Raw genomic sequence first — 23,324 nt, 5'->3', positions numbered from 1 at the left:
TTTCAGCCCCAACTAGCGCAAAACCGACCGGATGAAGCTTAGACTTATACTCTCACTTCTTATTCTAACAATTTCTTTTGGCACCTACGCCCAAGATGCACCTGCCGAAGAAGGCAAGGCTAAAAAAGAGAAGAAGGAAAAGACCGAACAAGAGCCAAAGGAAGAAAAGGAAAAGAAACCTCGACCTCCTTATTACGACAATAAGATGCCGTATATCTATGTTGGAGGTGGTAACATGTCGCTGCTTGGAGATGATATTTCCAGTGGCACCAACCTTTACAACACTACTAATTGGAAATGGGGAATTAACGCTGGAATTGAGCACAGAACTTTCAGTGCTGTGGGTTTCTCGTTGAACTTTCTTTATGGCTGGTTAGGAGAAAAGGAAAGAACACCAATAACTTCCACCACAGACAATCTTAATCTTGGAAACAGAAACGTTCAAACAGAGTTGATGAACATCGACTTTAAAGTAAACGTGTATCTCGATAACAATCTTTTCATCAGCCGTTCATCTCACTTCTCTCCTTACCTATTCGGTGGGGTTGGATACATTCTTAAGATGACACAGAAGACAGACCTTTTGGATGCGGATGGAAACCAATACTTCTATTGGGATGATGGTCGCATTATGGACCGTCCGAAAGTACAAGGCGAATTGGGCAGCGCTGTTGCTTTGGACATCGACAACAAGTACGAGACAACCTTGAAGCAATCATTTGACGGAAGCAAATTGCAACACAATTCGGTTGCGTTTCCTTTTGGTCTTGGTCTTCGATACAAATTCGGACGCAAGTTCCATGCTGACATCAGCGCTACATACTACTGGACCTTGAGCGATCAGTTGGATGGATACAAAAGCGGAAAACAAACAGATCACTTCCTATATACCTCTGTTGGATTTGCATATCACATCGCTGCTAAAAAACAACAACCAGACTCTTCACAGTTTGATAGCTTCGACTTCCTTGCACTGGATAATGCAGATGAGGATGGAGATGGCGTTATCAACGTAGAAGACCTTTGTGCCAATACGCCTGCTGGAGCAGCGGTAGACAAGTCTGGTTGTCCGTTGGATTCTGACCATGATGGTGTTCCTGATTATAGAGATCAAGAAACATCTGCAGACTCTGCCATGGTTGATGCAAATGGTATGACAATCGACCCTGATTTCATCGTATTGCCTGATACTAATTCAGTGGCTCACGACATCATTTACGAAGCTTATCCAACTATGGAAAGGGCAAAAGTAGGTTCATACTATTCTTTCGAAAAACCGCAAGAAGAGCAAGAAACAAAAGAACTTGGATCTTTCGTTGTGGTTGATCGTGATGGTGATGGCTTCATCTCTGCTGACGAGATAACTTGGGCCATTGATGCTTTCTTTGAAGGTGAACTCGATTTCTCTGCTGCAAAACTGCATGACCTTATCGATTTCTTCTTCGACCAATAGTCAAGTGATGTTCCAAAGGCTGCTCGCAATTCTGGTTATTACCGGATTCAGTTTCAACGTATTCGCTCAGGACGGTGCTGCCACCGATTCAGCTAAAGCAGACGCTCAGGCATCGAGAGATGCCATTAAGTCGGCACGCAAAGCTTGGAATGAAGAGAACACCATCTATAAACCTATTATAGGTTTAGGTGCTGGTATCTTCAATTACTTTGGAGAAGTAAACAACAACGAGCGGACTAATCCACTGATCAATAACTACGGCTTTTCTGCAAGTGTCATCAAGAATTTCAGTCCATCATTCGGTGTTCGGTTTGATGTTGCTTATGGCAAAATGACTGCAAGAGAACGTTCAGTTGAACGTAATCTCAACTTCAGTACGGATATCGTCTCCTTCAACTTGAATGCTACTTACAACTTTGCTGGCATCCTACCACCAAAGCGATTCCTTAACCCTTTCATTTCTGTAGGGGTTGGTGCAGTCAACTTTGATGCGAAGGGAGACCTGAAAGACGAAAATGGTGTAGCCTACAACTATTGGAGTGATGGTACCATAAGAAGTTTAGCTCAGCCAGCTAATGGTTCAGATCCAGATGCTGTTGTTCTTCGTTCAGACTATGTATATGAAACTGACCTTCGCAAAGCTAATCTTGATAGCTTGGGTACTTATAAGCAATTTGCCCTGACACTGCCATTTACATTCGGATTGCACTTCAAGGTTTCTCCTCGTTCTGCTATCAGATTGACCTCGACCTTTTCATATGCGTTTACTGATCTAATTGATAATTATACTCGAGATGGAGTTGCTGGACGTGTTGGGAACAAGGCAAACGACATGTTCCTATTCACCTCAGTGTCGTACCATTTTGACTTCTTTAGTCCTAAAAAGGAAAAGAAATCAAAATATGATGACATGGAATTCTTCTCGTTGGACGGAGATTCTGATGGAGATGGTATTTCTGATGAAAAAGATGTTTGTCCAGAAACACCATCTGGAACATCAGTAGATGAAATTGGCTGTCCTTTGGATACAGACGAAGATGGAGTTGTCGATTACGGAGATGACGAACCGAACACTGATAAAAATCTGAATGTTGACGGGAAAGGCGTTGGACTTACTGATGAGATGCTTTCTGGAGATATCGATACGGTAGCCACCATTCGTGCTAGAATGTTCGAAGTATACCCTGACATGCTTGAAGTTTACGGAAGTGAGAATGATCGAAATAATAAATCTCTATCCACATCAAATGAAACCTCAACAGGCGATTATCCGTTTGCGTTGGTTGATGAAGACCGAAACGGAACTATATCAGTAGGGGAAGTTTATGGCGCTATTGATAAATTCTTTGATGGAGAACTTGATGTGAAAGCTTCCTATATCAACGACCTTATTGACTACTTTTTTGATCAATAACAAAAAATAATACCTTAGTCACCCAATCAGAATCTAAAATAAACAGCATGATCAAGAGATCGACACTAATCACTGCATTCGCACTTATCCTGATTTCAGGCAGCCTAATGGCACAGGTATCTGTTTCAACGAAACTACCTGCTACCGTAGAACCTGGTGGTAGTTTTACCATGGAACTTAATATCACTAAAGGTGACGTTTCTGGTTTCGCGAAGCTTCAACAGCAATTGCCTCCTGGATTTACAGCAGAAGCAGGAGAATCTGCTAACGCTACTTTCTCCTTCAAAGAGCAAAAGGTGAAGTTCCTTTGGATGGCGCTTCCGAACAACGATTTCAAAGTATCTTATAAAGTTTCTGTTGATGCTTCATTGAGTGGAAATCAGATAATTGACGGAACATTCGCCTACATTAAAGATAACGAAACAGAGAAATTTGTAATCCCAAAGGATATTATCACTGTGACGGCAGATCAAGCAGAAGCCGTGCAAAAAGCAGCAATGGATAAAATATTGGCGGATCAAAAAGCCAAGGAAGAGGCTGCTAACGCTGCCCGAGAGGAAGCCGCTCCAGAACCAGAAAAAGCTGCTGAGCCTGAAGTTACAAGAGAAAACGATCGGGTAACGGTTGAAACTACCGAAGTTGTGGAAGCGGCTGAAGAAGTTGTGGAAGCGGCTGAAGAAGTTGTGGAAGCTGCTGTAGAGGTAGTTGATAATTCTGCTGCTGAAGCAGAAGCTGCTGCGGCTAAGGCAAAGAAAGACGAAGAAGCTAGAAAAGCGAAAGACGCAAAAGCTGCTAAAGACGCTGAGAATGCACGCAAAGAAGCAGAAGCAGCTAAAGCCGAACCTGTTGCAGTGGCTGAAGAGGCACCTAATTACAACGATGCTATGATGAAATCGAAACCAGGACTGGTTTTCCGTGTTCAAGTAGCTGCGGGTCCTAACCGTGTAGACCCAGCCATTTACCAATCTAAATATGGCATCAACGAAACAATCGTGATCGAAGAGCATGATGGCATGTTCAAATATGTTGTAGGAGAATTCGGTTCTTACCGACCAGCGAAGACTTTCAGCAATGAATTGCGTGACAGCAACAACGTTGAAGGTCCTTTTGTGACTGCTTACAACGATGGCGTTCGTATTCACGTGAAAGAAGCGCTTGATATTGCTGGACAATAATCACTTTGACTTTTTGATAAAACAAACTAACCCAGGCCGAAAGACCTGGGTTATTTTTTACCTTACAATTCCATATTAATCGGGATGAGGTCGATAAAACATGCGGTTACTTTCTACTTGATTCTTTCCTGTAAAGGACTTGTTGCTCAGCAGGCAAGCGTTACCGAACTGGCTAAGGATAACGAGATGATTCCCTTACCAACTATCAGTGTCAATTTCGGTTTTAACCACACCATGTCTGACATTGCGCTTAGCAAATCCGGACCATCTCCATTTCGTCAATTCGGGTATCAGTTGACCATTACGCAACGCATTGCGAACTTCATCAGCGTCTCGTTGGAGTTATATGCAGGAACATTGTATGGGGAAGAACAACGGAATCTGACCAACCTCAATTATAAAACTTCCCTTTTCAGTCAACGATTGAACGTTGAGTACAATTTCTTTCCACTGCTAAAACCTCGGCCAGACGGACGACAACTTGTTCGTCCATATGTCGGATTCGGAGTGGGTTTGCTTTCCTTCCGATCTAAAGGAGATTTAAAAGATTCTCATGGCGTTGTTTATCAGTATTGGTCTGATGGAAGCGTGAATGCTGAAGCTGAAGGAACTGTTGATGCTAGCGAAGCCACTCCCCTCTCTCGTGATTTTAATTACGAATCTGATCTGCGTGATGCAAATCTTGACGGATTGAAGAAATATTCGCAGTTAGCGTTCAGTTTGCCGCTTAACGCTGGCGCTCGATTTCAAATAACGAAGAATATTGGGGTCAATGCAGCTTTCTGCTATGCTTTAAACTTTAGCGACATGCTGGATAACGTAAGTGATAAAGGAGTTGGCGATAGGCAAGGAAAGTCTGGAAACGACAACCATCTTTTTGCATCCGTTGGGCTAAGCGTGTTCTTAGGTCAGACGAAACCATCTTCCAAAACAAAAACGCCCGCTTTTGTTGAGGATGTTGCTGCAGACTCACCAAACGACAAGCCTGTTGAGAAAGCACCAGCCGAATCGGACTATGTTGCTACTAAGAAAAATGCTGCGTTGGAAAATGAAGTAGTTCCAGAAAAAAATATCTCGTCAACTAAGCAGGAAAGTGTAGAAGTAGAAACAACAACTGGAAACACATCCGGCAACGAACTTAATCAGGAAACTGAAACAGTTGAGACCACTCCGGGAGACAATTCAACAGTTGAAGCTGAAGAGATCATCAATACAGAAATCGCAGACATAAATAGCACTGAAACAAGTTCAACTTCCAAAGAAGAAACCACTCTTCCTGTTCAAGAAAAGCAGACTTCTGAAGTGATTACCACCAAAGAACCCGGAGTAGTCAACCATACCATGGAGGATATCAAGAATGCAGCACCAAAAGAGTCGGGTGATTTCCATTGGGCTGATTTGAACCAAAACGGGATGATAGCTCCTGATGAGGTGCTGTACTTCATTGATCTGCTTTTTGAAGGTGAGGCAGTTCGGTCTGTTGAAGACATTCAAACACTGATTGACTATTATTTTGAGCAGGAATGATTCTTTGGTTATTTTTAGCAGAATTTGCTTGGCAACGCCCATGAATAAAGCTTTACAACTCCTTTCCATTATCGTTCTATTTAGTGCAAACTGCTTTGGGCAGTTGAACGATAATTACTATGTTGATAACAGAGGGCGTGATGCCCTACTCGCCCCTCGAATTGGCATTGGTGCTGGGGCTTTCACTTTCTTCGGAGATGTGAACGACAACAATTATCAGCATATGTTTACCAGCACATATGGCGTTTCCGTATTGGCCAGTGCCAACCTATCAAGATACTTCGATATCAATTTAGACGCTACCTATGGCAACATCACTATCAACGAACGAAGTACAACGCGCAATCTGAACTTCAAATCAGAAACATTCATTGGTACAGCAAGTGTTAGCTACAACTTCAATCACCTGTATAAGAAACCAGGCATTGTTCAGCCTTATGTTGGATTTGGAGTATCGTTCATAAACTTCGATAGCAAGTCTGATCTGTTTGATGCTAACGGTAACAGATATTATTATTGGTCTGACGGCTCCATCATGAGCTTGGCACAAACTGACCCTAATAGTGAACAAGCTGTGCCATTGCAACGCGATTATACTTATGAGTCTGACCTCAGAGATGAGAACCAAGACGGGTTAGGAAAATACAATCAATACACCTTTTCATTGCCAGTATCCGCAGGCGTAGACTTTAAAATGGGAAGACGAATAAGTGCACGAATCGGAGCGAGTTTCTATTATACGTTTACCGACCTGATCGATGATGTATCTGACAAAGGTGAAAGTCTTCGTAAGGGGAATTCCCGTAACGACATGTTCCTTTATACCTCTGCTTCAGTTAGCTACAGCATTGGCGTAAAACGTGATTACACGAAAAGCATGAAAGACAAATTCTATGAAGATGTCGACTTCTATGCCATGCTTTTGGAAGATTCTGATGAAGACGGTGTGAACGATTTTGATGATCGTTGTGCCAAAACACCTAGTGGCGTGAAAGTAGACGAGTTTGGATGCCCAATAGACACAGATGTTGATGTGATTGCCGATTACCGTGATAAGGAAGAGGCCACTGCTTTGGGCAACGTGGTTAACACAGAAGGTGTGACCTTAACGGATGAGATGATGTTGGCCGCTTATGCCGATTCAGTTGCTACTGAGCGAGCTCGCATGCATCAGATCTATCCAAGTGGAATACTTTCAAGAAAAGCCAGTCTAACAGCGGAAGATTCGACCAAGCTGGCCATCATGATGCTTGATATTCAAAACCGTGTTGAGAATGAAAGTGAATACGATAAGTTGTTTGAGGAGATAACCAACGAGATTTTCAGTAAATCGCCTGAGCAAGCTAGTTCTGTTGACGAGGTTTATTCTAGCATCGACCGTGTATATAAGCAGTTGGTGGCCGAAAAAGTAATCTCACCAAAACAGCCATTAGCTATAACTAAGGAAGAGAACAGCACAGCTTCTATTCCGCCACAATTCAGCGATGCGGACTACAATGCAGACGGTCTTATAACTGCAGATGAGGTTATGCGTGTAATTGAAGACGTGCTAGAAGGAGTCTCTCCATTGAGCATTTTGCAACTGTATAACCTGATCGATTTTTACCATGAGTACATGGAAGATGCGAAAGCGATCAACTTTGGAGGAACGATGGCTGTTTATATTGATGGCACATTGAATATTCTGGAAAACTATAAGAAAGATGGATTGTCTGACACGCAGCGTTACTTGGCCAACAAATTCAAAGAAGTTGATTTTAACAATGACGGAAAATTGACGCCTGACGAAGTGAACAAGATGATTGCTCTTTTCCAACAAGGGAAGTCTAACTACACACAAGAAATGATCAACGAGCTGATCGATCTATATTTCGAAGATTAATACCAGCTTGTTACCTTTGCACCGCCAAAACCATACACCATGAGGTACACCATACTTATACTGACCATCAGCTTCCTGACTCTTCAGGCCTTCGGCCAAGACAATACCCAAGGAGAAAACAAGGAGGCTCCTAAAGAAAAAGTAGCAGAACCTAAGAAGGAAAAACCTGCTAAAGTCAAGAAGGAAAAAGTAGCCAAAGAAAAAGCTACTGAGACTAAAAAAGAACCAGTAGTTCAACCTACGCCAGAGAAAGCTGCTGCTCCTAAAGTTCAAGAGAAACCAGAGCAAAAAATAGAAGCAAAGAGCAAAGGGCCAAAAGCGAAAGTGCCTTATCATTTTATGGCCAATGTGCATGGCGGAGTAGGCCTGATGAACTATTTCGGAGACTTGCGAGACAATCCTGGCACTACAGTTCACCGTATTGGAAGTCATCCTGGATGGAATTTCGGTGTTGGCGCCAACGTGACCAATTACTTGGAATTGAATGTGGATGTATTGCTTGCCAAATTGAGCTGGGATCAAAATCAATCGTTGCATGATACCCCAAAGAACTTTGAGTCGAAGGTTTTTACGGTTGGAGCAAGTTTGGTTTACAACTTCAAGAACGTGATCCTTAATCCGGTCGGTATCACTCCTTTCGTATCGGTTGGGGTGAGCTATTCAGATTACAGTGTCTACAGCGATCTTCAAGATGGTAGTGGCAATGTATATTACTACTGGGACGATGGTCTGATCAGAAATGTGAATCAAAGCAGCCCAGCCACGGATGACATTAAAGTTCTAAGCCGAGACTATAAATATGAAACACGCGTAAGTGAATATCCTATAGCAGCTGTCAGCATTCCAGTTGGAGCAGGTTTCGATTTCAACGCTTCGAGAAAATTTGCTATTCGCCTTGGTTCGTTCTATTATTTCACCACAACTGACAAGATGGACAATGTAAGTGGAGGAAGCAAAGGATTCTTCTCGAATGATGGATTCCTTTATACATCACTTTCTGTGTTCTTCAAATTCGACCCATTTAAAAAGAAAGCGCCAAAGGTTGACATGGCCGGAGCTGACTATGCTGATTTCGGTGCCGTTGTAGACGAAGATTCTGATGGTGATGGTGTTTCAGATTTCAACGACCGTTGCGGAGGAACCCCTAAAGGATTGGTAGTAGATGAACATGGTTGTCCTGCTGATGAGGATGCCGATGGAATTCCAGATTACCGTGACAAGGAACTTAAAACGCCTGCTGGTAGAATTGTGGATGCCAATGGTGTTGGTGTGAGCTATCAAGATATTTACAAGAGCTATGGTTCAGATACGACTTCTTTGTTGAGAAAGAACGTAAACGAAGAATGGCTCTATTCGCAAAAATCGATTGATCCGAAATACACGGTTCACGTTGGAACATATACAAACTATGATATCCCAACGCAGATCAAAATGCGTTTGGCCAAGATGCAAGGGTTGGTTGAAACAAAGGTGAATGATTCAATCTCTGTTTTCACACTTGGTTCTTACGACAACTTTGAAGCTGCTGAGAAAAAACAGAATGAGCTGATCAGCAGCGGGATTGACGAAGCATTTGGTGTGAACGAAGGTGCTATTCCAGATGTGGGTGTTGACCTTGGAGTTGTAGGCTTTGACAAAGCAAGAAATCAACAGCCTAAAGGAGTGTCGCTTGACATTGAAGATGTGGATGTGTTGAGCTATGGTGTAGAACTGAAAGAATATCGCTTGCGTATTGAGCTTGATAAGCTTTCTAAACTGATTGCCCAGCATGGTGTGGAAATGAAATCGACAACGGGTGGATTGAAAGTGTACACCATTGGCTCTTTCAAGACGTTTGCAGAAGCGGAGGCATTACTTGAGCAAGTAATTTCGTTGGGTGTGAAAAACCCTGCAGTAACGGCTAAATTCAACAATCAAGAGATTGACCTTGACGCAGCGAAAGAGAAAGAGTCTGAAATGCAACAAGTAACTCCTGCAGAATAAGCAGCTCTAGAGCCCACAATTTAAAAGAAAAAGGGGCGAAATCGCCCCTTTTTCTTTTATATCCACTACCATTTTACGTGGCAAGACTTTTCCAGCCGCTTCAGGATTAGAAATTGCAGTATCCTGAAACTGATTGAGCCTAATTCACATTGATTTACAGACTCAATACATCGGTTCACTCACTTTCCGCGTTAATCTAGAGACCTTGCGCATCGTTCCACGGACCTTCCGCATCGTTCCAGCGACCTGCCGCATTGATCTACGGACCTTTCGCATCATTCCAGCGACCTGCCGCGTTGATCTAGAGACCTTCCGCATCGTTCCAGCGACCTGCCGCGTTGATCTAGAGACCTTCTGCATCGTTCCAGCGACTTGCCGCATTGATCTAGAGACCTTCCGCATCGTTCCAGCGACTTGCCGCATTGATCTAGAGACCTTCCGCAGCGTTACAGTGACCTGCCGCGTTGATCTACTGAATGGCAGGAAGGTTCTATTGAGCAGTATAATTGATATTTAAGCAAGGAGGTTTGAACAGTGATGCGCTTAAAAGCGTGCGAAAACGAAGAAAAAGCAGAATGGAAAAGTGAGAACGGTTTGAAGCTTTGTAACAATGGATAATCAACTAAGGATTTGTGATCTAAGTGTCAACAGTAAGAACTATTCTCGATGGAATAGGATCTACGAATAAAGAAACCGTAGGACCTGTGCACCAGAATTTGCTGAATGAACCTCATGTTTGATTACGAACACCAAAGATTAAAGCGTCACACGTCTGAATCGGGTTTAAAAACAAGAAGAGCCGCCCAAATTGGCGGCTCTTTCACAAGAATCTATTTTGTACTGATTACCTCCACCACCTCAACGGGTTCAGTTTTTTGATGACCGATGCTTCGGGGTCTCCTGTCGGACCAAACGGTGACATCATGACCATGCTGATCTCGTTATCGATGGTTGTTTTTTTGACCGCTGGTTTCTTGTAGGTTCTTTTCTTCATGGTTTTTAGGTATTAGAAGTTAGCTGTTATTGGTATTGCGTGGAACGAAGCAATCTTCTTATTGCAATCAGATTGCTTCGCCCTGCGTCCTCGCAATGACGCTCTAGTTAAGTATTACGCGATGTGTATATGTTCCTTTTTCAGTCTCCACTCGCACGAGATAAACACCTGTTGAGGCATTCATATCCAAGGTGGTTCTCGATGAAGTGAGGTTCGCAGTGAGAATGATTCGCCCTGCCATATCTAACACCTGTACGTTTCCGTTCTCGATGTTCTCAGATAGGATGACGTTCAACTGGCTTCCACTGGATGTGTACACGTGTGAGTTTGCTTCTACTCCATCTTCAATTCCAGTAATGGCCATGCCGAAGTGAAGTGCAAAGCGCGTTGGGATATTTCCACCAACAGATGAACTGAACGCATAGCTTGGTTCCAGATTCAAGTCTTGGAAGATACCGAGCATTCGGTCTTCCAAGTACACATCCTCATTTAACGTGATGCTCGTTGCGTTGAGGGTGTAGCTTCCGGCTGATGGTAGTTTCACTCCCAATTCAACAATCGGGTTCGTCTGCGTGCTATAAAGTCCGTTAATGGCAAGGGTGTCTACCGCTTCGTTCATGTATATCTGCGACAAACTTGCCGTTGCCCAGAATTTATGGCTGTCGTAGGCATCAAAATCATCCGAAGCATTCTCATTGAAAAGAAGAATGGTCTCATCCGAAGTTGTTCCATCACTCAAGGTCATTCTCACTGTTCCATCTTCTGCCGCTTGCTTGTAGATGCCAGAAAGTGTTCCGTGGCTTCGCATAGCGTTGGTAAAGTTGACCGAAGCGGTGCTGTTGTCATTTTTCACCCGAACCCAAAATGCCTGTGCAGGTGGTATGATACCTGTGGCATTTGTTCCGTTGAAATTGTTTGAAGTTCCCAGATCCGCAACGGCATTGTAGGTGTCGTATGTCATTACATCGTTAGACGTATGCGTTCTGTACCAAATGGAGCCGTAGAGATTGGTGGTATCCACATTGCTCCAGTTAACCGAACTTGGATACGGATTGCCCACCAGATTGTAGCCACGGTTGGTTGCTGTTGTTCCAGTGCGCGTAAGTGCTCCTATCTCTACATCGCCTGTATTGAAGGCGTTTGCGCTATAGGTAATGGTGCTTATATCGCCCATGCGAACCACGTATCCTCTTCCAGCATCAAGCACGTTGAACCCATCCGTAATCTGCGGGTAGCTTTGCGAGCTTTCATTAGCGGCCCATAGTTTGTTGCCGCTGGCCAGGTCGTAAACAGATGCCTGTGCCGAAGTAACAGGCGGGGTGACGTAATAGAACACGCCATTGGGTGTTCCAGCATTGTTTGAACCTGTGAGGTATTGCTCCATTTTGCAGAAGCCGTTGCCCGCTTTGTTTCCGTAGGTGATGAGCGAACCGATTCCGGTCTCATCCGCTTTCACAAGGATGTCTCCAGTCAGTACCATATTGCCATTGACGGTGAGTGCCTTGCCGGCATCAACTGTTAGTAAGGCAAGACCATTAATGATCAGGTTGGCGCAAGCAGCAGGGGATGCTGCAGTGCTGGTTACGTGAGGTTGACTGCTAGGTATGGATGTGATGGTGATATCGTCTGCGGCAGTAGGCACGTTTCCTCCACTCCAGTTGCCGCCATCGTTCCAATCTGTGCTCACTGCGCCAGTCCATTGGTAGCAGGATGACCACAGGAGCCAGTTCGTGTCGTCACAGTCTGTGTCATTAGCCACGTAGCCAGAAGGCTGCGTGCAAGCAACCTGCGTGCTGAGGGCGTCTCCAAAACCATCCGAATCCGTATCGGCATACCACGTGGTTCCTAGACTGATGGTCAAGTTCAGGGTTATAATACTGTCGCAGCCAGTGGACGAACCTCCAACTATGCTATAAGTGGCGGTGTTATTGCTTGCCGTGTATTCGTTTCCATCCATCCACGTGTAGCTTCCGCAGGCTGTTTGAACATCGGTTCCCGTTGTGTAGCCTAGTCCACCATCTTCAAATTCCCAGCCTTGTGATGAGACAAGCGCATCGCGTGCCACTTCTCCATCACTGTTGTAGGTCAGAAGCGCTGCGCCAAGGCTGCGACCTGTTACCGTTGGATTATTTGCTTGCCAACCAATAAGCGTGGTCGAATAGTTTTCGCAGTTCATGCCGCAATTGCTCAGCATATCTGCCATACTCACATCGGTTGTTAATATCCATGAACCTAAGTTCTGATTGAACGAACTCGCATTGAAGAACATTCCATTCAAAAATATGACGTCAGCTGTATTCCATCCACTTATATCCTGATTGAATGAACTTGCCCCGTTGAACATCGAATTCATGTGGGTAACATCAGCGGTATTCCAAGTAGCTATGTTACTAGGAGCATTGAGGGCAGTGCATTGCTCGAACATGGATGACATCTGAGTAAGAGCAGATAGATCCGGCACATCGGTGGCGGTGATGTCGAGGTTGGAACAGCCATTAAAAGCATTCTCCATCGAAGTCCATGCTACGCCCCCCCACTGCTCCACATCTACCAGTCTGTTCTTGTGGGTGCCATTGTTTATATTGATTCGATTGAAATTTGCAGCTTCAATATGCACTCTGATGATGGCTCCTGATGGAAGTCCGCTGATGGTGGCTGTGGTGCCACTAAAGCTTCCAATACCCGAGGCTGAGCCCGGAGATAATTCGTGCCATGAATAGTTTACCGTGCCGCTTGTTTCCACATCAAATGCAATTTCAGAAACATCTCCACCAATGGAAAGATCCCACTTGGTAACGAACAGATCTGGATCGCATGACACACCACTGGCAACATCCCCAGTTATGGTCCAGCCCTGCGTGGTTGTGAGCGCATGGCGGGCTGCCACTGCGTTGGTGCCGTATTCGAGGTTGGTGCTACTGAGGTAGCGACCTGTCACCGTTGGATTATTGGCCAGCCAACCTATGAGCGTTTTAGAATAGTTTTCGCAGTCCATGCCACAGTCAGTAAGCATATCGCCCATGGAGGCACTGACGCTGGGATTCAATATCCATGAGCCGAGGTTCTGGTTGAAAGAACTAGCGCCTTCGAACATAGTACCAAAAGAAATTACGCCTGCTGTGTTCCAGCCACTCAAATCCTGATTGAAGGCGGTAGCATTCCTAAACATGCTGGTCATACTAACCATATTGCCGATGTCCCAACTTCCTATCGGTTGGTTGAATGCAGTGGCATTTTCAAACATGGCCAGCACGTCCGATACATTGGCCGTGTTCCAACCACTGATATTCTGATTGAATGAAATAGCGTAACGGAACATATACTGCATGTTTGTAACCAAGCCAGTATTCCAACCTCCAATATCTTGATTGAATGCCTCTGCCCGAGTGAACATCCACAACATGCTGGTTACTGCTGCGGTATTCCAATTGCCAATGTTTTGATTGAATGCAGAAGCAAAATAAAACGTGCGCTCCATAGAATTGACAGTACTGGTATTCCAACTGTTAATATTGGATGGCCCGTTAAGGATCGTGCACCTTGTAAACATATAGTCCATGTTGGTTACCCCAGATAAATTGGGAACATCCGTTGAAGATATCTGCAGATTGGAACAGCCATAAAAAGCATTCTCCATCGAAGTCCATGCTACGCCCCCCCACTGCTCCACATCTACCAGTCTGTTCTTGTGGGTGCCATTGTTTATATTGATTCGATTGAAATTTGCAGGTTCAATACGCAAGCTGATGATGGCTCCTGCTGGAAGTCCGCTGATGGTGGCTGTGGTGCCAGTGGAGCTTCCAGCACCTGAAGCCATGCCGGGCGATACTTCCTCCCACGAATAGTTTACCGTGCCGCTTGTTTCCACCGCAAAGGCAATTTCAGAAACGTCTCCACCAATGGAAAGGTCCCAGCGGGTAATGAACCTTCGACAGTCAGAATAAATGGAGGCATCACCGCTTATGCTCCAGCCCAGTGAGAAAACCAATGCCAAGTGTGTTGACAGCGCATTGGTACCATATTGCAACCCCGAGGCCCCAAGAACACGATAGGTCAAGCTTGGATTGTTGGTCCTCCAGCCGTTGAGCGTATTGGAATAACTTTCGCAATCCATGCCGCAGTTATCGAGCATAGCGCTCATGTTTACAGCAGAATTCAATGTCCACGAACCGATGTTCTGGTTGAATGATGCAGCCGCATTAAACATGGACGCCATGCTGATAACCGAAGCCGTGTTCCAACTTCCGATATTCTGGTTGAATGCCGCGGCACCGTTTAGCATAGATGCCATGCCAGTGACAGAAGCCGTATTCCATCCACCAATATTCTGATTGAAGGATGTGGCGGCTCTGAACATATTTCCCATATCGGTCACATTGGTGGTGGTCCAAGTTCCAATTGGTTGGTTGAAAGAGGTAGCACCCCAGAACATCCTGGTCATGGTTTCGGCCGAAACTGTATTCCACGTCCCAATGGCTTGATTGAAGGCCGTAGCGCTTCTGAACATTTCATATAGGTCTGTAACTGAAGCCATATTCCAGCTACCAATAGGCTGGTTAAATGCCGCTGCTGAATAGAATAGGCCTCTCATGGTTGTTACAGAAGCTGTATTCCAAGTGCTGATATTGGCTGGTCCGTTAAGTATTGTGCAGCCACGGAACATCTGGCTCATGTCGGTAACTGCAGAAAGGTCGGGCACATCTGTGGCAGATATCTGCAAATTAGCACAACCATAGAATGCCGACTGTGCAGACGTCCATTGCATGTCGCCCCATTGTTCCACATCTACCAAACGGTTGCGATGGGATGCCAGATTATTAAGGGAGAAACTGTTGAGATTTGCTGGAGCAATGCTCAATCTGATAATGGAACCAGAAGGTAGACCACTTATCGTAGCATCACCACTGAAGGTGCCGCTTCCTGTGGCATTGCCAGGAGAAAGCTCTTCCCAAAAATAACTTACCGTTCCGCTTGTGGTGGCGAAAAAGCTAAGATCAGTAGCTGCGCCACCGATCGATAGATCCCAACGGGTAACGAAGCTATTTTCCACATTCAACCTCACAACGGCATTCTTAGACACGCCATTGTAGGATGAAAAAGAACCCGCAGCAATGATCTTGCCGTCAGGCTGTACACAAAGGGCAAAAGTTTGGCTATTAAATCCTGTTCCCTGATCAAAGGTGGCGTCTAAGCTACCGTCTGCATAAAGGCGGGCTATTCTGCTTACAGGCGTTCCATTATAGGAGGAAAGCATGCCTCCAATAATGATCTTATCATCTGCTTGTATGGCGGCAATTTGAAGATTACTTCCAGCGCTTCCTATCCCCCCTACGTTGAACGAGGCATCTACCGATCCATCTGTATTCAGTCGGACGATACTCCCTGCATTTACTCCATTGAAAATGGAAAACCCTCCGATAACGATGATCTTGCCATCCGACTGCAAAGCCGTTGCTGTTATTTGACTACCTGTGCCACTTTGAAATCCGGTACCAACATCAAAACTTGAATCAAACGAACCATCCGTGTTCAGTCGGGCTATTTTAGGTGCAGCTGTTCCGTTATAGGACGTAAAGATCCCTCCGCAAATGATCTTACCATCAGCTTGTAAAGTGATGGTTCGGATGTAAGAACCGAAGCCTGTGCCCGTGACAAAAGGTGCATCTAACGAACCATTTGCATTAAGACGTGCAATGTTCCCAACAGGTATTCCATTAAACGAAGTGAAAGCTCCACCGACAATGATCTTACCATCAGACTGTATTGCCATTGATCTCACTGGCCCATTGAACCCTGATCCCGGATTAAAGAGGGTATCCAACGAGCCATCTATTTTGAGTCGGGCTATTCCGTTCCTCGACCTTCCTTCAATAGAGCTGAAAGTTCCTCCCACAATAACATATCCATCGGCTTGAATGGCAACATCATAAACAGTATTAACACCGGCAATAGATGCATAGAAAGTGGTATCAACAGCACCATCATCATTTAGGCGCGCCACGTGCCTTACGGCTTTTCCATTAAAGGAGGAAAAATAGCCCCCAACGATGACTTTGCCATCAGCCTGTAGTTCAGCGCACTCCACTGCGTTAGTGGAAGAAGGCGGATACAAAGACCCAGTTCCTGCATCAAAGGTGGTATCCAATGTTCCGTCTTGTGCAAACGCGGTGCTGCCAAGTAAAACAAGTAAGATGGTAAGGAGGTTTTTCATGCTTTGGATTTGAGTTTGATAAGGCGTTTACTATGGATTCAGATGATAAAGCGGTTGTTCAATCTCTGCCAAGCGCAGGTCGTACCAGAGATAGATAGCCAGATTGATGGTTGCAAAAAACAGCAGCAGTCCAAGAAAAAGGAAGGTTCCTTTGGTCAGTGGAAAATATTCGGGATGTAGTTGAGAACTCATGACCCCAAAGATGAAGGCATCAGTCTGGTAATCACTAAAAATAGGCGTTACAGTTGCGTTACAGTTTACTAAGCAACTGAATATCAGATGTTTTCAACCAGAGCCTGAAGGTCATCGGCAGCGGTAATGCCGAGCCTTGTTCGGATGCGAAGCCTGTACTGGCGGATAGCATTGTCACCCACACCAAGCATAGAAGACATCTGTTTGGGCGATACATTCATCTTGAGCAGTGCCATGTAACGCACTTCGGTAAAACTCAGGTGAGTATGTCTTTCAGTCAGTCGGTCCAGATATCCTGGATAAACCTTATTGAACAGAACCTGGAAGTTTGCCCAATCCTCATCGGTTAGGATGGTTGTCTGTTGAAGCTCCAGAAGTTCTTCGTCAGATTCAATTTCTGCTTTCAGGTCAAATTCGGCCAATCGGATGTTCTTTTCGGCCAGCATGTAGGCAAATTCTTCCAGCGCTTTTTTGGCCTTTGTCAGCTCCGATTGTTTGTTCTTAAATCGGTTCCACAATCGGCTGAATATGACAACAAAAATGACCGATAGCGCCAACACCAGCGCAAGGGCCATATTACGTTCTGCCACGTTTTTCTCTTTTTCGAGCTGCGAAATACGCATGGCGTCTTCTAAATGCTCGCGCTCCACACTTTGCTGTGCTTTGGTGGTCAAAAGACTGCTTTTCAGCTTGTCCATGGTGTCTTTTACCATGGTGGCAGAATCGATGTAGGCCGCTACCAATGCTGCATTTCCCTTTTTTGCTGCAAGTTTTGCCAAACCGGGATAAACCTTGGCAAAGCGTTTCACCTCATTCCATTGCCGTGCATATAGCAAGGCTTTGGTCAGTTGAACTTCAGCGGTTCTGATATCGCCTTGGTGCAACGCGATCTCACCAAGCAAGGCCAAAGCATTGGACGCAAGACCACAATCAAGGGTTTTTTCTGCCATTGCCAGATCCGCTTGCAACAATGGAACGGCCTTCTCAAACTCGCCTCTTAAATAATAGTTCTCGCCTAGATTTCCACTAGTAATGGCCTCCCATGCCGTATCATTACTGGCTTCACTTAGCCGTAATGCCTTCGTGATGTATGCATCAGACGAATCGAGCTGATTGGATCTACGGAATATGAGTCCAATGGCATTGAGCGTAAATATATTGGAGCGCACGAACATTGCCTCTGGTTTAGGATCAAGGGCCAATCTGAAGGACTTAAGTGCCTCTTGCATATCATCCAACTGATATTGCCAAAGTCCAACATGGTAATTGCAGAGGTATTTCAATGGATAATCTGCCAGATCCAAATTTCGCATCAGCTCGGCCGCTTTGGTCAGATGGAATAATCCGTAGGCATATTGCTGCATTCTATTGAGATAGAAATGGCCAAGTACGCTATGCATCCTCACCTGCAACCAGATAACCTTATCCTTTTCGCCAAGCTCAATTAGCTTCTTACATTCATCAACCACGTATTCATCACTTATCGGAATAGCGTTCACTAAGTAATGGCCTCGCATGACCTCAGCCTCATAGCCAAGTTCCACATCATCATACTTTTGGGCCAAACTGCGCACCACTTCGATGTGCTCGGCAACCTGCAGCGAGTCGTAAGCACGAATTTGTCCTTCGTAATAATCGTTGAGCAGAAAGGTCCTATCTGCATGTGTGCGATTGACCAGCAGATTGAAATCGATAGGCGTCTGTGCAAGAACCAAATGCACAACCAACAAGAAAAAAATGGTAACGCCAGGTCTTTTCATTCGAAGTGGCTAAAAGTAGTTCCACTTCTCTTTTGTTTAGTCCATAAAAAGCGGCACTCTGTAATATTCCGTTTTTCAGTCTGTTTTGTTTGTTGATCGTAGGTCCAATAGCCGATATCATCATTAGTTCATTCCTAATTCAACGTTATTATTTCCATATTAAGTTTACTACATCCCTGAATTGATTCATATCATCAGTAGCGTTGTTTACATCGTCTACAGATTAGTTTAGCTCATTCCTAGTTTCGTTCACGTCATCTCTATTCCTCAATGACATTATTGTTGCACTATTCATCCTCAAATTCGAACAAATCGTAGTTTTATCTTATGAAAGTCAACTACATCGCCCTTTCCATTCCGATTTTCTTTTTGCTGATAGGCGTGGAACTTTTGGTGGGATATCTGAAGAAGGAGAAGCTGTATCGTTTTAATGATGCACTTACGAACATCAATCTCGGTATCGGTTCGCAGGTGGTGGGTATTATGACAAAGGGTCTGCTATTTCTGGCATATCTCTATCTCTACGAAAACCGCGTTTATACCTTTGAGAATACTTGGTGGACCTGGGTACTCCTTTTCCTTGGGGTTGATTTCTTCTACTATTGGTTCCACCGCGCTAGCCACGAAATAAACGCGCTTTGGGCAGCCCATATCGTGCATCATCAGAGCGAAGATTACAACCTTTCGGTTGCGCTTAGACAGTCTTGGTTTCAAGGGTGGTTCTCATGGGTATTCTATCTGCCGTTGGCAGTGGTCGGTTTCGACCCGATCATTTTTGCAGCCATGGCTTCGTTCAATACGCTGTATCAGTTTTGGATACACACCACCACCATCAAAACAATGGGGCCTTTGGAATGGGTATTCAACACACCATCTCACCACCGAGTGCATCATGGAAGTAATCCGAAGTATATCGATAAGAACCACGCAGGGAGTTTGATCATTTGGGACCGCATGTTCGGCACGTTTCAACAAGAAGAAGAGGAGGTAGTGTATGGAATAACGAGTCCACTGAACAGTTGGAATCCCGTTTGGGCCAACTTCCACTATTGGAAAGATCTGTGGCAACTGTCCAAACGTTCAAAAGGCTTGGACAAGGTGCTGGTATTTCTGAAACCTCCTGGCTGGCAACCCGATTATTTGGGCGGTTTTCAAGCTCCGCAGGAGATAGACCTGAAGGCCTACCACAAGTACGAGGTTGATGGGCTTCAGCACCATCATATATATGTTTTCTTCGTGTTTATGATTGCGCTTGCCTTATCTACCGCTGTGTTGTTCTTGAAAGATTCGCTAGGCACCATTCCGCTTTACGCAACCATGTTCTACTTATTGGCCACTTTGGGCATTTCGGGCGGCTTGATGGAAAACCAGCGTTGGCTTATTCCTGCAGAATATGCACGCATTTTTGCCACACTGATCGTTGCACTCCTGTTTTGGGAGCATCCGAATTTCATGCTCATTATGCGCGGTGCTGCTGTATTTGCGCTGGTCAACTTTGTTTGGTTCAGTCGCGTTGTAAAATATATTAGACTACAAGGAGATGTTCGACTCGCTTAAGAAGTTTTCCATTCTATATTATGGTTTGGTGGCCATATTCATGGGCACCGTTTTGTTTGACCAACTATTGGTTCATTACATGGTGAAACCATTGTTTATGGTTGCGCTGATGATCTTTCATCGAAAGCAGGTTGAAGGTGGTTTCGGATTCTTCTCCAAAGCGGTTCAGTTCGGACTGTTCTTCTCTTGGATAGGCGACATTGCGCTGATGATTGATGAGCGCTACCCTATTCTTTTCGTAGTTGGATTGGGTGCTTTTCTAATTGCACACGTTGGTTATGCCATTGGGTTTGTTCGCACCATTACGGATTCAGGAAAACCACTGAATGTGGGCCGATCGATATTGATCGCCATTCCCTTTGCTCTATTTACGGGTGCCTTCTTCTATTACATTAAAGATGGTATTCCAAGCGATCTGTTTGTCCCCGTATTGGCCTACACCATCGTCATCAGTATTATGGGAATGACCGCAGCTGCGCGCTACAGCCATGTAGATTCTAAATCCTACAATTGGATTGTTATCGGAGCCATTCTGTTCATTCTTTCCGATTGCGTGATTGCCGTGAACAAGTTCTATTACGACTTTGACTATGACGCCATTCTGAACATGGTGCTATACCTGACCGGACAGTTTATGATCACTATTGGTGCAGTTTTCTACGCCAATAAGAATCGAAAATAAGTTGAGCGTATAGCTTAAATAGGTTTTAAAACCTATTAAGATATGTTCAACGGGTTCTTGACTTTCTGCTTGAGTAGAGCACGGTCCATTACCTCGTCCATATTCTTTACGTAGTGAAAAGTGAGGCCTTTTAGGTATTCTGCTTCTATTTCCTCTACATCTTTTCTGTTCTCGGCAGAAAGAATGATCTCCGTTATTCGGGCGCGTTTAGCAGCCAATATTTTCTCCTTGATGCCACCTACTGGAAGTACTTTTCCGCGAAGCGTTATCTCTCCTGTCATGGCCAGTTTGTCGCGCACTTTGCGTTGCGTATAAAGCGATGCCAAAGCAGTAAAAATGGTGATTCCTGCTGACGGTCCATCCTTAGGAGTTGCTCCTTCTGGAACGTGAATGTGCAAGTTCCACTCGTCAAAGATCTCTGGTTTGAGACCGAGTTTATCTGCGTGCGCTTTCAAGTATTCCAAGGCAATAACAGCCGATTCTTTCATCACTTCGCCCAAGTTTCCAGTCAAAGTCAATTTGCCTTTTCCTTTGCTCAGACTAGACTCGATGAAAAGAATATCGCCACCAACAGAGGTCCAAGCTAAGCCCGTTACCACTCCAGCAAATTCGTTGTCGGTGTATCGGTCGCGTTGCATTCGAGGAGGACCTAAAATCTCCTCCACATCTTGTATTGTGATATTGGGATCTTTCGGTTCGTCCATAGCCACAAACTTGGCACGATTACGCACCAGTTTGGCAATCGTTTTTTCCAATCCACGCACGCCACTTTCGCGCGTGTATTCTTCAATCACCTTTTCCAGTGCTTGCTTGCTCAACTTGACATCTGACTTTTTGAGCCCGTGCTCTTCAATCTGCTTTGGAACCAAGTGACGTTTGGCAATTTCCATCTTCTCTTCGATAGTGTAACCGCTCACTTCAATGATTTCCAATCGATCGCGCAACGCTGGCTGAATGGTGTTCAGGCTATTGGCTGTTGCAATGAACATGACCTTAGATAGGTCGTATTCCACTTCCAAATAATTATCGTAGAAGGCATTATTCTGTTCTGGATCCAACACTTCGAGCAATGCTGAAGATGGATCGCCATGAAAATCTGTCCCTACTTTATCCAACTCATCTAATACGAAAACCGGATTGGATGATTTTGCCTTTTTGATGTTCTGAACGATCCGCCCTGGCATGGCACCAATGTATGTCTTACGGTGTCCACGGATTTCAGACTCATCTTTCAATCCTCCCAAGGAAACACGCACATAACTGCGACCAACGGCCTCAGCAATGGATTTTCCCAAACTCGTTTTACCAACTCCCGGAGGACCGACCAAACACAGAATCGGTGCTTTCAGATCGCCTTTCAGTTTAAGGACTGCAAGATGTTCTAGGATACGTTCCTTCACCTTCTTCAGTCCAAAATGATCCTTGTCCAATACTTTTTGGGCACGTTTCAGATCAAAATTGTCACTTGTAAACTCACCCCAAGGTAATTCAAGCAGTGTATCGAGGTAGTTCATTTGAACCGAATATTCTCCCGAACTCGGGTTCATTCTGCCCAATTTATCCAACTCCTTATTGAAATGTTCTTCAACCTTGGCAGTCCATTTCTTCTTGTCTGCCCTAGCCTCCATTTCAGCAATTTCCTGATCAAGCGAACTGCCACCCAATTCTTCTTGGATCTGCTTCATCTGCTGATTAAGGAAATACTCGCGCTGTTGCTTGTCGATATCAACTTTCACCTTCGATTGGATCTGATTTTTCAGTTCCAACATCTGTAGGTTCTTGGTAAGGTGATGCAGCACCATTTCGGCTCGCTGCTTCAGATCGGCCACTTCCAGCATTTTCTGCTTCTCGCTTACAGAAGCATCCATGTTAGAAGAAATGAAATTGATGAGGAATGATGGACTTTCGATATTCTTAAGCGCAAACTCACTCTCGGAAGGAATATTCGGAGATTGGCGGATGATGTCCAAGGCAATATCCTTCAGCGAATCGACCAACGCATTGAACTCCTTACTTTTCCTGATCGGTTTAATCTCATCAAAAGCGGTAATGCGTCCTCTGAAATACGGCTCAACCTCTACGATCTCGCGCACTTCAAAACGTCTTTTTCCTTGGATGATCACCGTTGTGCTGCCATCGGGCATTTGCAACATCTTAATGATGCGCGCAACCGTTCCAATACGGTTCATATCCTTTGGTTCAGGATCTTCCACAGCAACATCTTTCTGTGCCAACACACCAATCACTTTTGTACTGTGATAGGCATCTTTAACAAGCTTAATTGATTTGTCTCTTCCGATGGTTATCGGAATGACAACTCCAGGAAAAAGGACGGTGTTCCTTAACGGAAGAATCCCAACCAATTCGGGAATCTCCTCTGCATTCATGTGCTCTTCGTCCTCTGGGGAAAGTAACGGAATGAACTCCGAATCTTCCTCAATCAGGTTCGAAAATTGCACAATATCCTCAAATGGGTCATTCATGTAATAGGGGT

At 44.7% G+C, this 23,324-nt stretch carries 13 protein-coding genes; 8 read left to right on the top strand and 5 right to left on the bottom strand.

Annotation, left to right across the window (positions count from 1 at the left end):
* Positions 1-31 precede the first annotated feature (31 nt).
* The 6 genes from K9J17_07740 to K9J17_07715 all read left to right on the top strand — a co-directional run bounded on the left by K9J17_07740 (position 32) and on the right by K9J17_07715 (position 9,434).
* A complete protein-coding gene (locus tag K9J17_07740; protein ID MCF8276610.1) occupies positions 32-1,453 on the top strand; it encodes a hypothetical protein in 1,422 nt (473 codons plus the stop codon).
* On the top strand, positions 1,422-2,867 hold the full coding sequence (locus K9J17_07735) for a hypothetical protein (GenBank protein MCF8276609.1): 1,446 nt from the start codon (positions 1,422-1,424) through the stop codon (positions 2,865-2,867). The genes K9J17_07740 and K9J17_07735 overlap by 32 nt, the downstream gene beginning before the upstream one ends.
* 47 nt (positions 2,868-2,914) lie before the next feature.
* Positions 2,915-4,042, top strand: a complete 1,128-nt coding sequence (locus K9J17_07730; GenBank protein ID MCF8276608.1) for a hypothetical protein — start codon at positions 2,915-2,917, stop codon at positions 4,040-4,042.
* An 84-nt stretch (positions 4,043-4,126) separates the two neighbouring features.
* A complete protein-coding gene (locus K9J17_07725) occupies positions 4,127-5,569 on the top strand; it encodes a hypothetical protein (protein MCF8276607.1) in 1,443 nt (480 codons plus the stop codon).
* A gap of 40 nt (positions 5,570-5,609) precedes the next feature.
* Positions 5,610-7,451 (top strand): hypothetical protein, encoded by a 1,842-nt coding sequence (locus tag K9J17_07720; GenBank protein ID MCF8276606.1) that lies wholly within the window; start codon positions 5,610-5,612, stop codon positions 7,449-7,451.
* 39 nt (positions 7,452-7,490) lie between these two features.
* Positions 7,491-9,434 (top strand): hypothetical protein, encoded by a 1,944-nt coding sequence (locus tag K9J17_07715; GenBank protein MCF8276605.1) that lies wholly within the window; start codon positions 7,491-7,493, stop codon positions 9,432-9,434.
* An 844-nt stretch (positions 9,435-10,278) separates the two neighbouring features.
* Here K9J17_07715 and K9J17_07710 read toward each other — a convergent pair.
* The 4 genes from K9J17_07710 to K9J17_07695 form a co-directional block, all read right to left on the bottom strand.
* Complete coding sequence (locus K9J17_07710; protein ID MCF8276604.1) at positions 10,279-10,428, bottom strand: hypothetical protein; 150 nt, start codon at positions 10,426-10,428, stop codon at positions 10,279-10,281.
* A 103-nt stretch (positions 10,429-10,531) separates the two neighbouring features.
* On the bottom strand, positions 10,532-16,639 hold the full coding sequence (locus K9J17_07705; protein ID MCF8276603.1) for a BspA family leucine-rich repeat surface protein: 6,108 nt from the start codon (positions 16,637-16,639) through the stop codon (positions 10,532-10,534).
* Positions 16,640-16,669: 30 nt separating this feature from the next.
* Positions 16,670-16,831, bottom strand: a complete 162-nt coding sequence (locus K9J17_07700; protein ID MCF8276602.1) for a hypothetical protein — start codon at positions 16,829-16,831, stop codon at positions 16,670-16,672.
* Between the two features lie 83 nt (positions 16,832-16,914).
* Positions 16,915-18,591 carry a tetratricopeptide repeat protein gene (locus K9J17_07695; GenBank protein MCF8276601.1) on the bottom strand — a complete coding sequence of 559 codons (1,677 nt, stop codon included), beginning with the start codon at positions 18,589-18,591 and terminating at the stop codon, positions 16,915-16,917.
* A 327-nt stretch (positions 18,592-18,918) separates the two neighbouring features.
* On the opposite strand from K9J17_07695, the gene K9J17_07690 reads away from it, so the two are divergent.
* Together K9J17_07690 and K9J17_07685 are read left to right on the top strand one after the other, a co-directional pair.
* Complete coding sequence (locus K9J17_07690; GenBank protein ID MCF8276600.1) at positions 18,919-20,148, top strand: sterol desaturase family protein; 1,230 nt, start codon at positions 18,919-18,921, stop codon at positions 20,146-20,148.
* The gene (locus K9J17_07685) at positions 20,132-20,830 is read left to right on the top strand and encodes a lysoplasmalogenase (GenBank protein MCF8276599.1); all 699 of its coding nucleotides are present in this window, start codon (positions 20,132-20,134) and stop codon (positions 20,828-20,830) included. Before K9J17_07690 ends, K9J17_07685 begins: the two co-directional genes overlap by 17 nt.
* A 35-nt stretch (positions 20,831-20,865) precedes the next feature.
* On the opposite strand, the gene lon is transcribed toward K9J17_07685, so the two are convergent.
* Positions 20,866-23,313 carry an endopeptidase La gene (gene lon, locus K9J17_07680; GenBank protein ID MCF8276598.1) on the bottom strand — a complete coding sequence of 816 codons (2,448 nt, stop codon included), beginning with the start codon at positions 23,311-23,313 and terminating at the stop codon, positions 20,866-20,868.
* Positions 23,314-23,324: the final 11 nt, after the last annotated feature.

It is taken from the genome of Flavobacteriales bacterium (genome assembly GCA_021739695.1).
Lineage (GTDB): Bacteria > Bacteroidota > Bacteroidia > UBA10329 > UBA10329 > UBA10329.
This window is presented reverse-complemented; position numbering and strand designations above follow the sequence as displayed.

What these genes read in the sequence shown, in the direction of transcription:
- K9J17_07710 (MCF8276604.1), bottom strand. Translation starts at nt 10,428, where the DNA reads ATGAAGAAAAGAACCTACAAGAAACCAGCGGTCAAAAAAACAACCATC.
- K9J17_07725 (MCF8276607.1), top strand. Translation starts at nt 4,127, where the DNA reads ATGAGGTCGATAAAACATGCGGTTACTTTCTACTTGATTCTTTCCTGT.
- K9J17_07690 (MCF8276600.1), top strand. Translation starts at nt 18,919, where the DNA reads ATGAAAGTCAACTACATCGCCCTTTCCATTCCGATTTTCTTTTTGCTG.
- K9J17_07700 (MCF8276602.1), bottom strand. Translation starts at nt 16,831, where the DNA reads ATGAGTTCTCAACTACATCCCGAATATTTTCCACTGACCAAAGGAACC.
- K9J17_07735 (MCF8276609.1), top strand. Translation starts at nt 1,422, where the DNA reads ATGACCTTATCGATTTCTTCTTCGACCAATAGTCAAGTGATGTTCCAA.
- K9J17_07705 (MCF8276603.1), bottom strand. Translation starts at nt 16,639, where the DNA reads ATGAAAAACCTCCTTACCATCTTACTTGTTTTACTTGGCAGCACCGCG.
- K9J17_07720 (MCF8276606.1), top strand. Translation starts at nt 5,610, where the DNA reads ATGAATAAAGCTTTACAACTCCTTTCCATTATCGTTCTATTTAGTGCA.
- lon (MCF8276598.1), bottom strand. Translation starts at nt 23,313, where the DNA reads ATGAATGACCCATTTGAGGATATTGTGCAATTTTCGAACCTGATTGAG.
- K9J17_07715 (MCF8276605.1), top strand. Translation starts at nt 7,491, where the DNA reads ATGAGGTACACCATACTTATACTGACCATCAGCTTCCTGACTCTTCAG.
- K9J17_07740 (MCF8276610.1), top strand. Translation starts at nt 32, where the DNA reads ATGAAGCTTAGACTTATACTCTCACTTCTTATTCTAACAATTTCTTTT.
- K9J17_07685 (MCF8276599.1), top strand. Translation starts at nt 20,132, where the DNA reads ATGTTCGACTCGCTTAAGAAGTTTTCCATTCTATATTATGGTTTGGTG.
- K9J17_07695 (MCF8276601.1), bottom strand. Translation starts at nt 18,591, where the DNA reads ATGAAAAGACCTGGCGTTACCATTTTTTTCTTGTTGGTTGTGCATTTG.
- K9J17_07730 (MCF8276608.1), top strand. Translation starts at nt 2,915, where the DNA reads ATGATCAAGAGATCGACACTAATCACTGCATTCGCACTTATCCTGATT.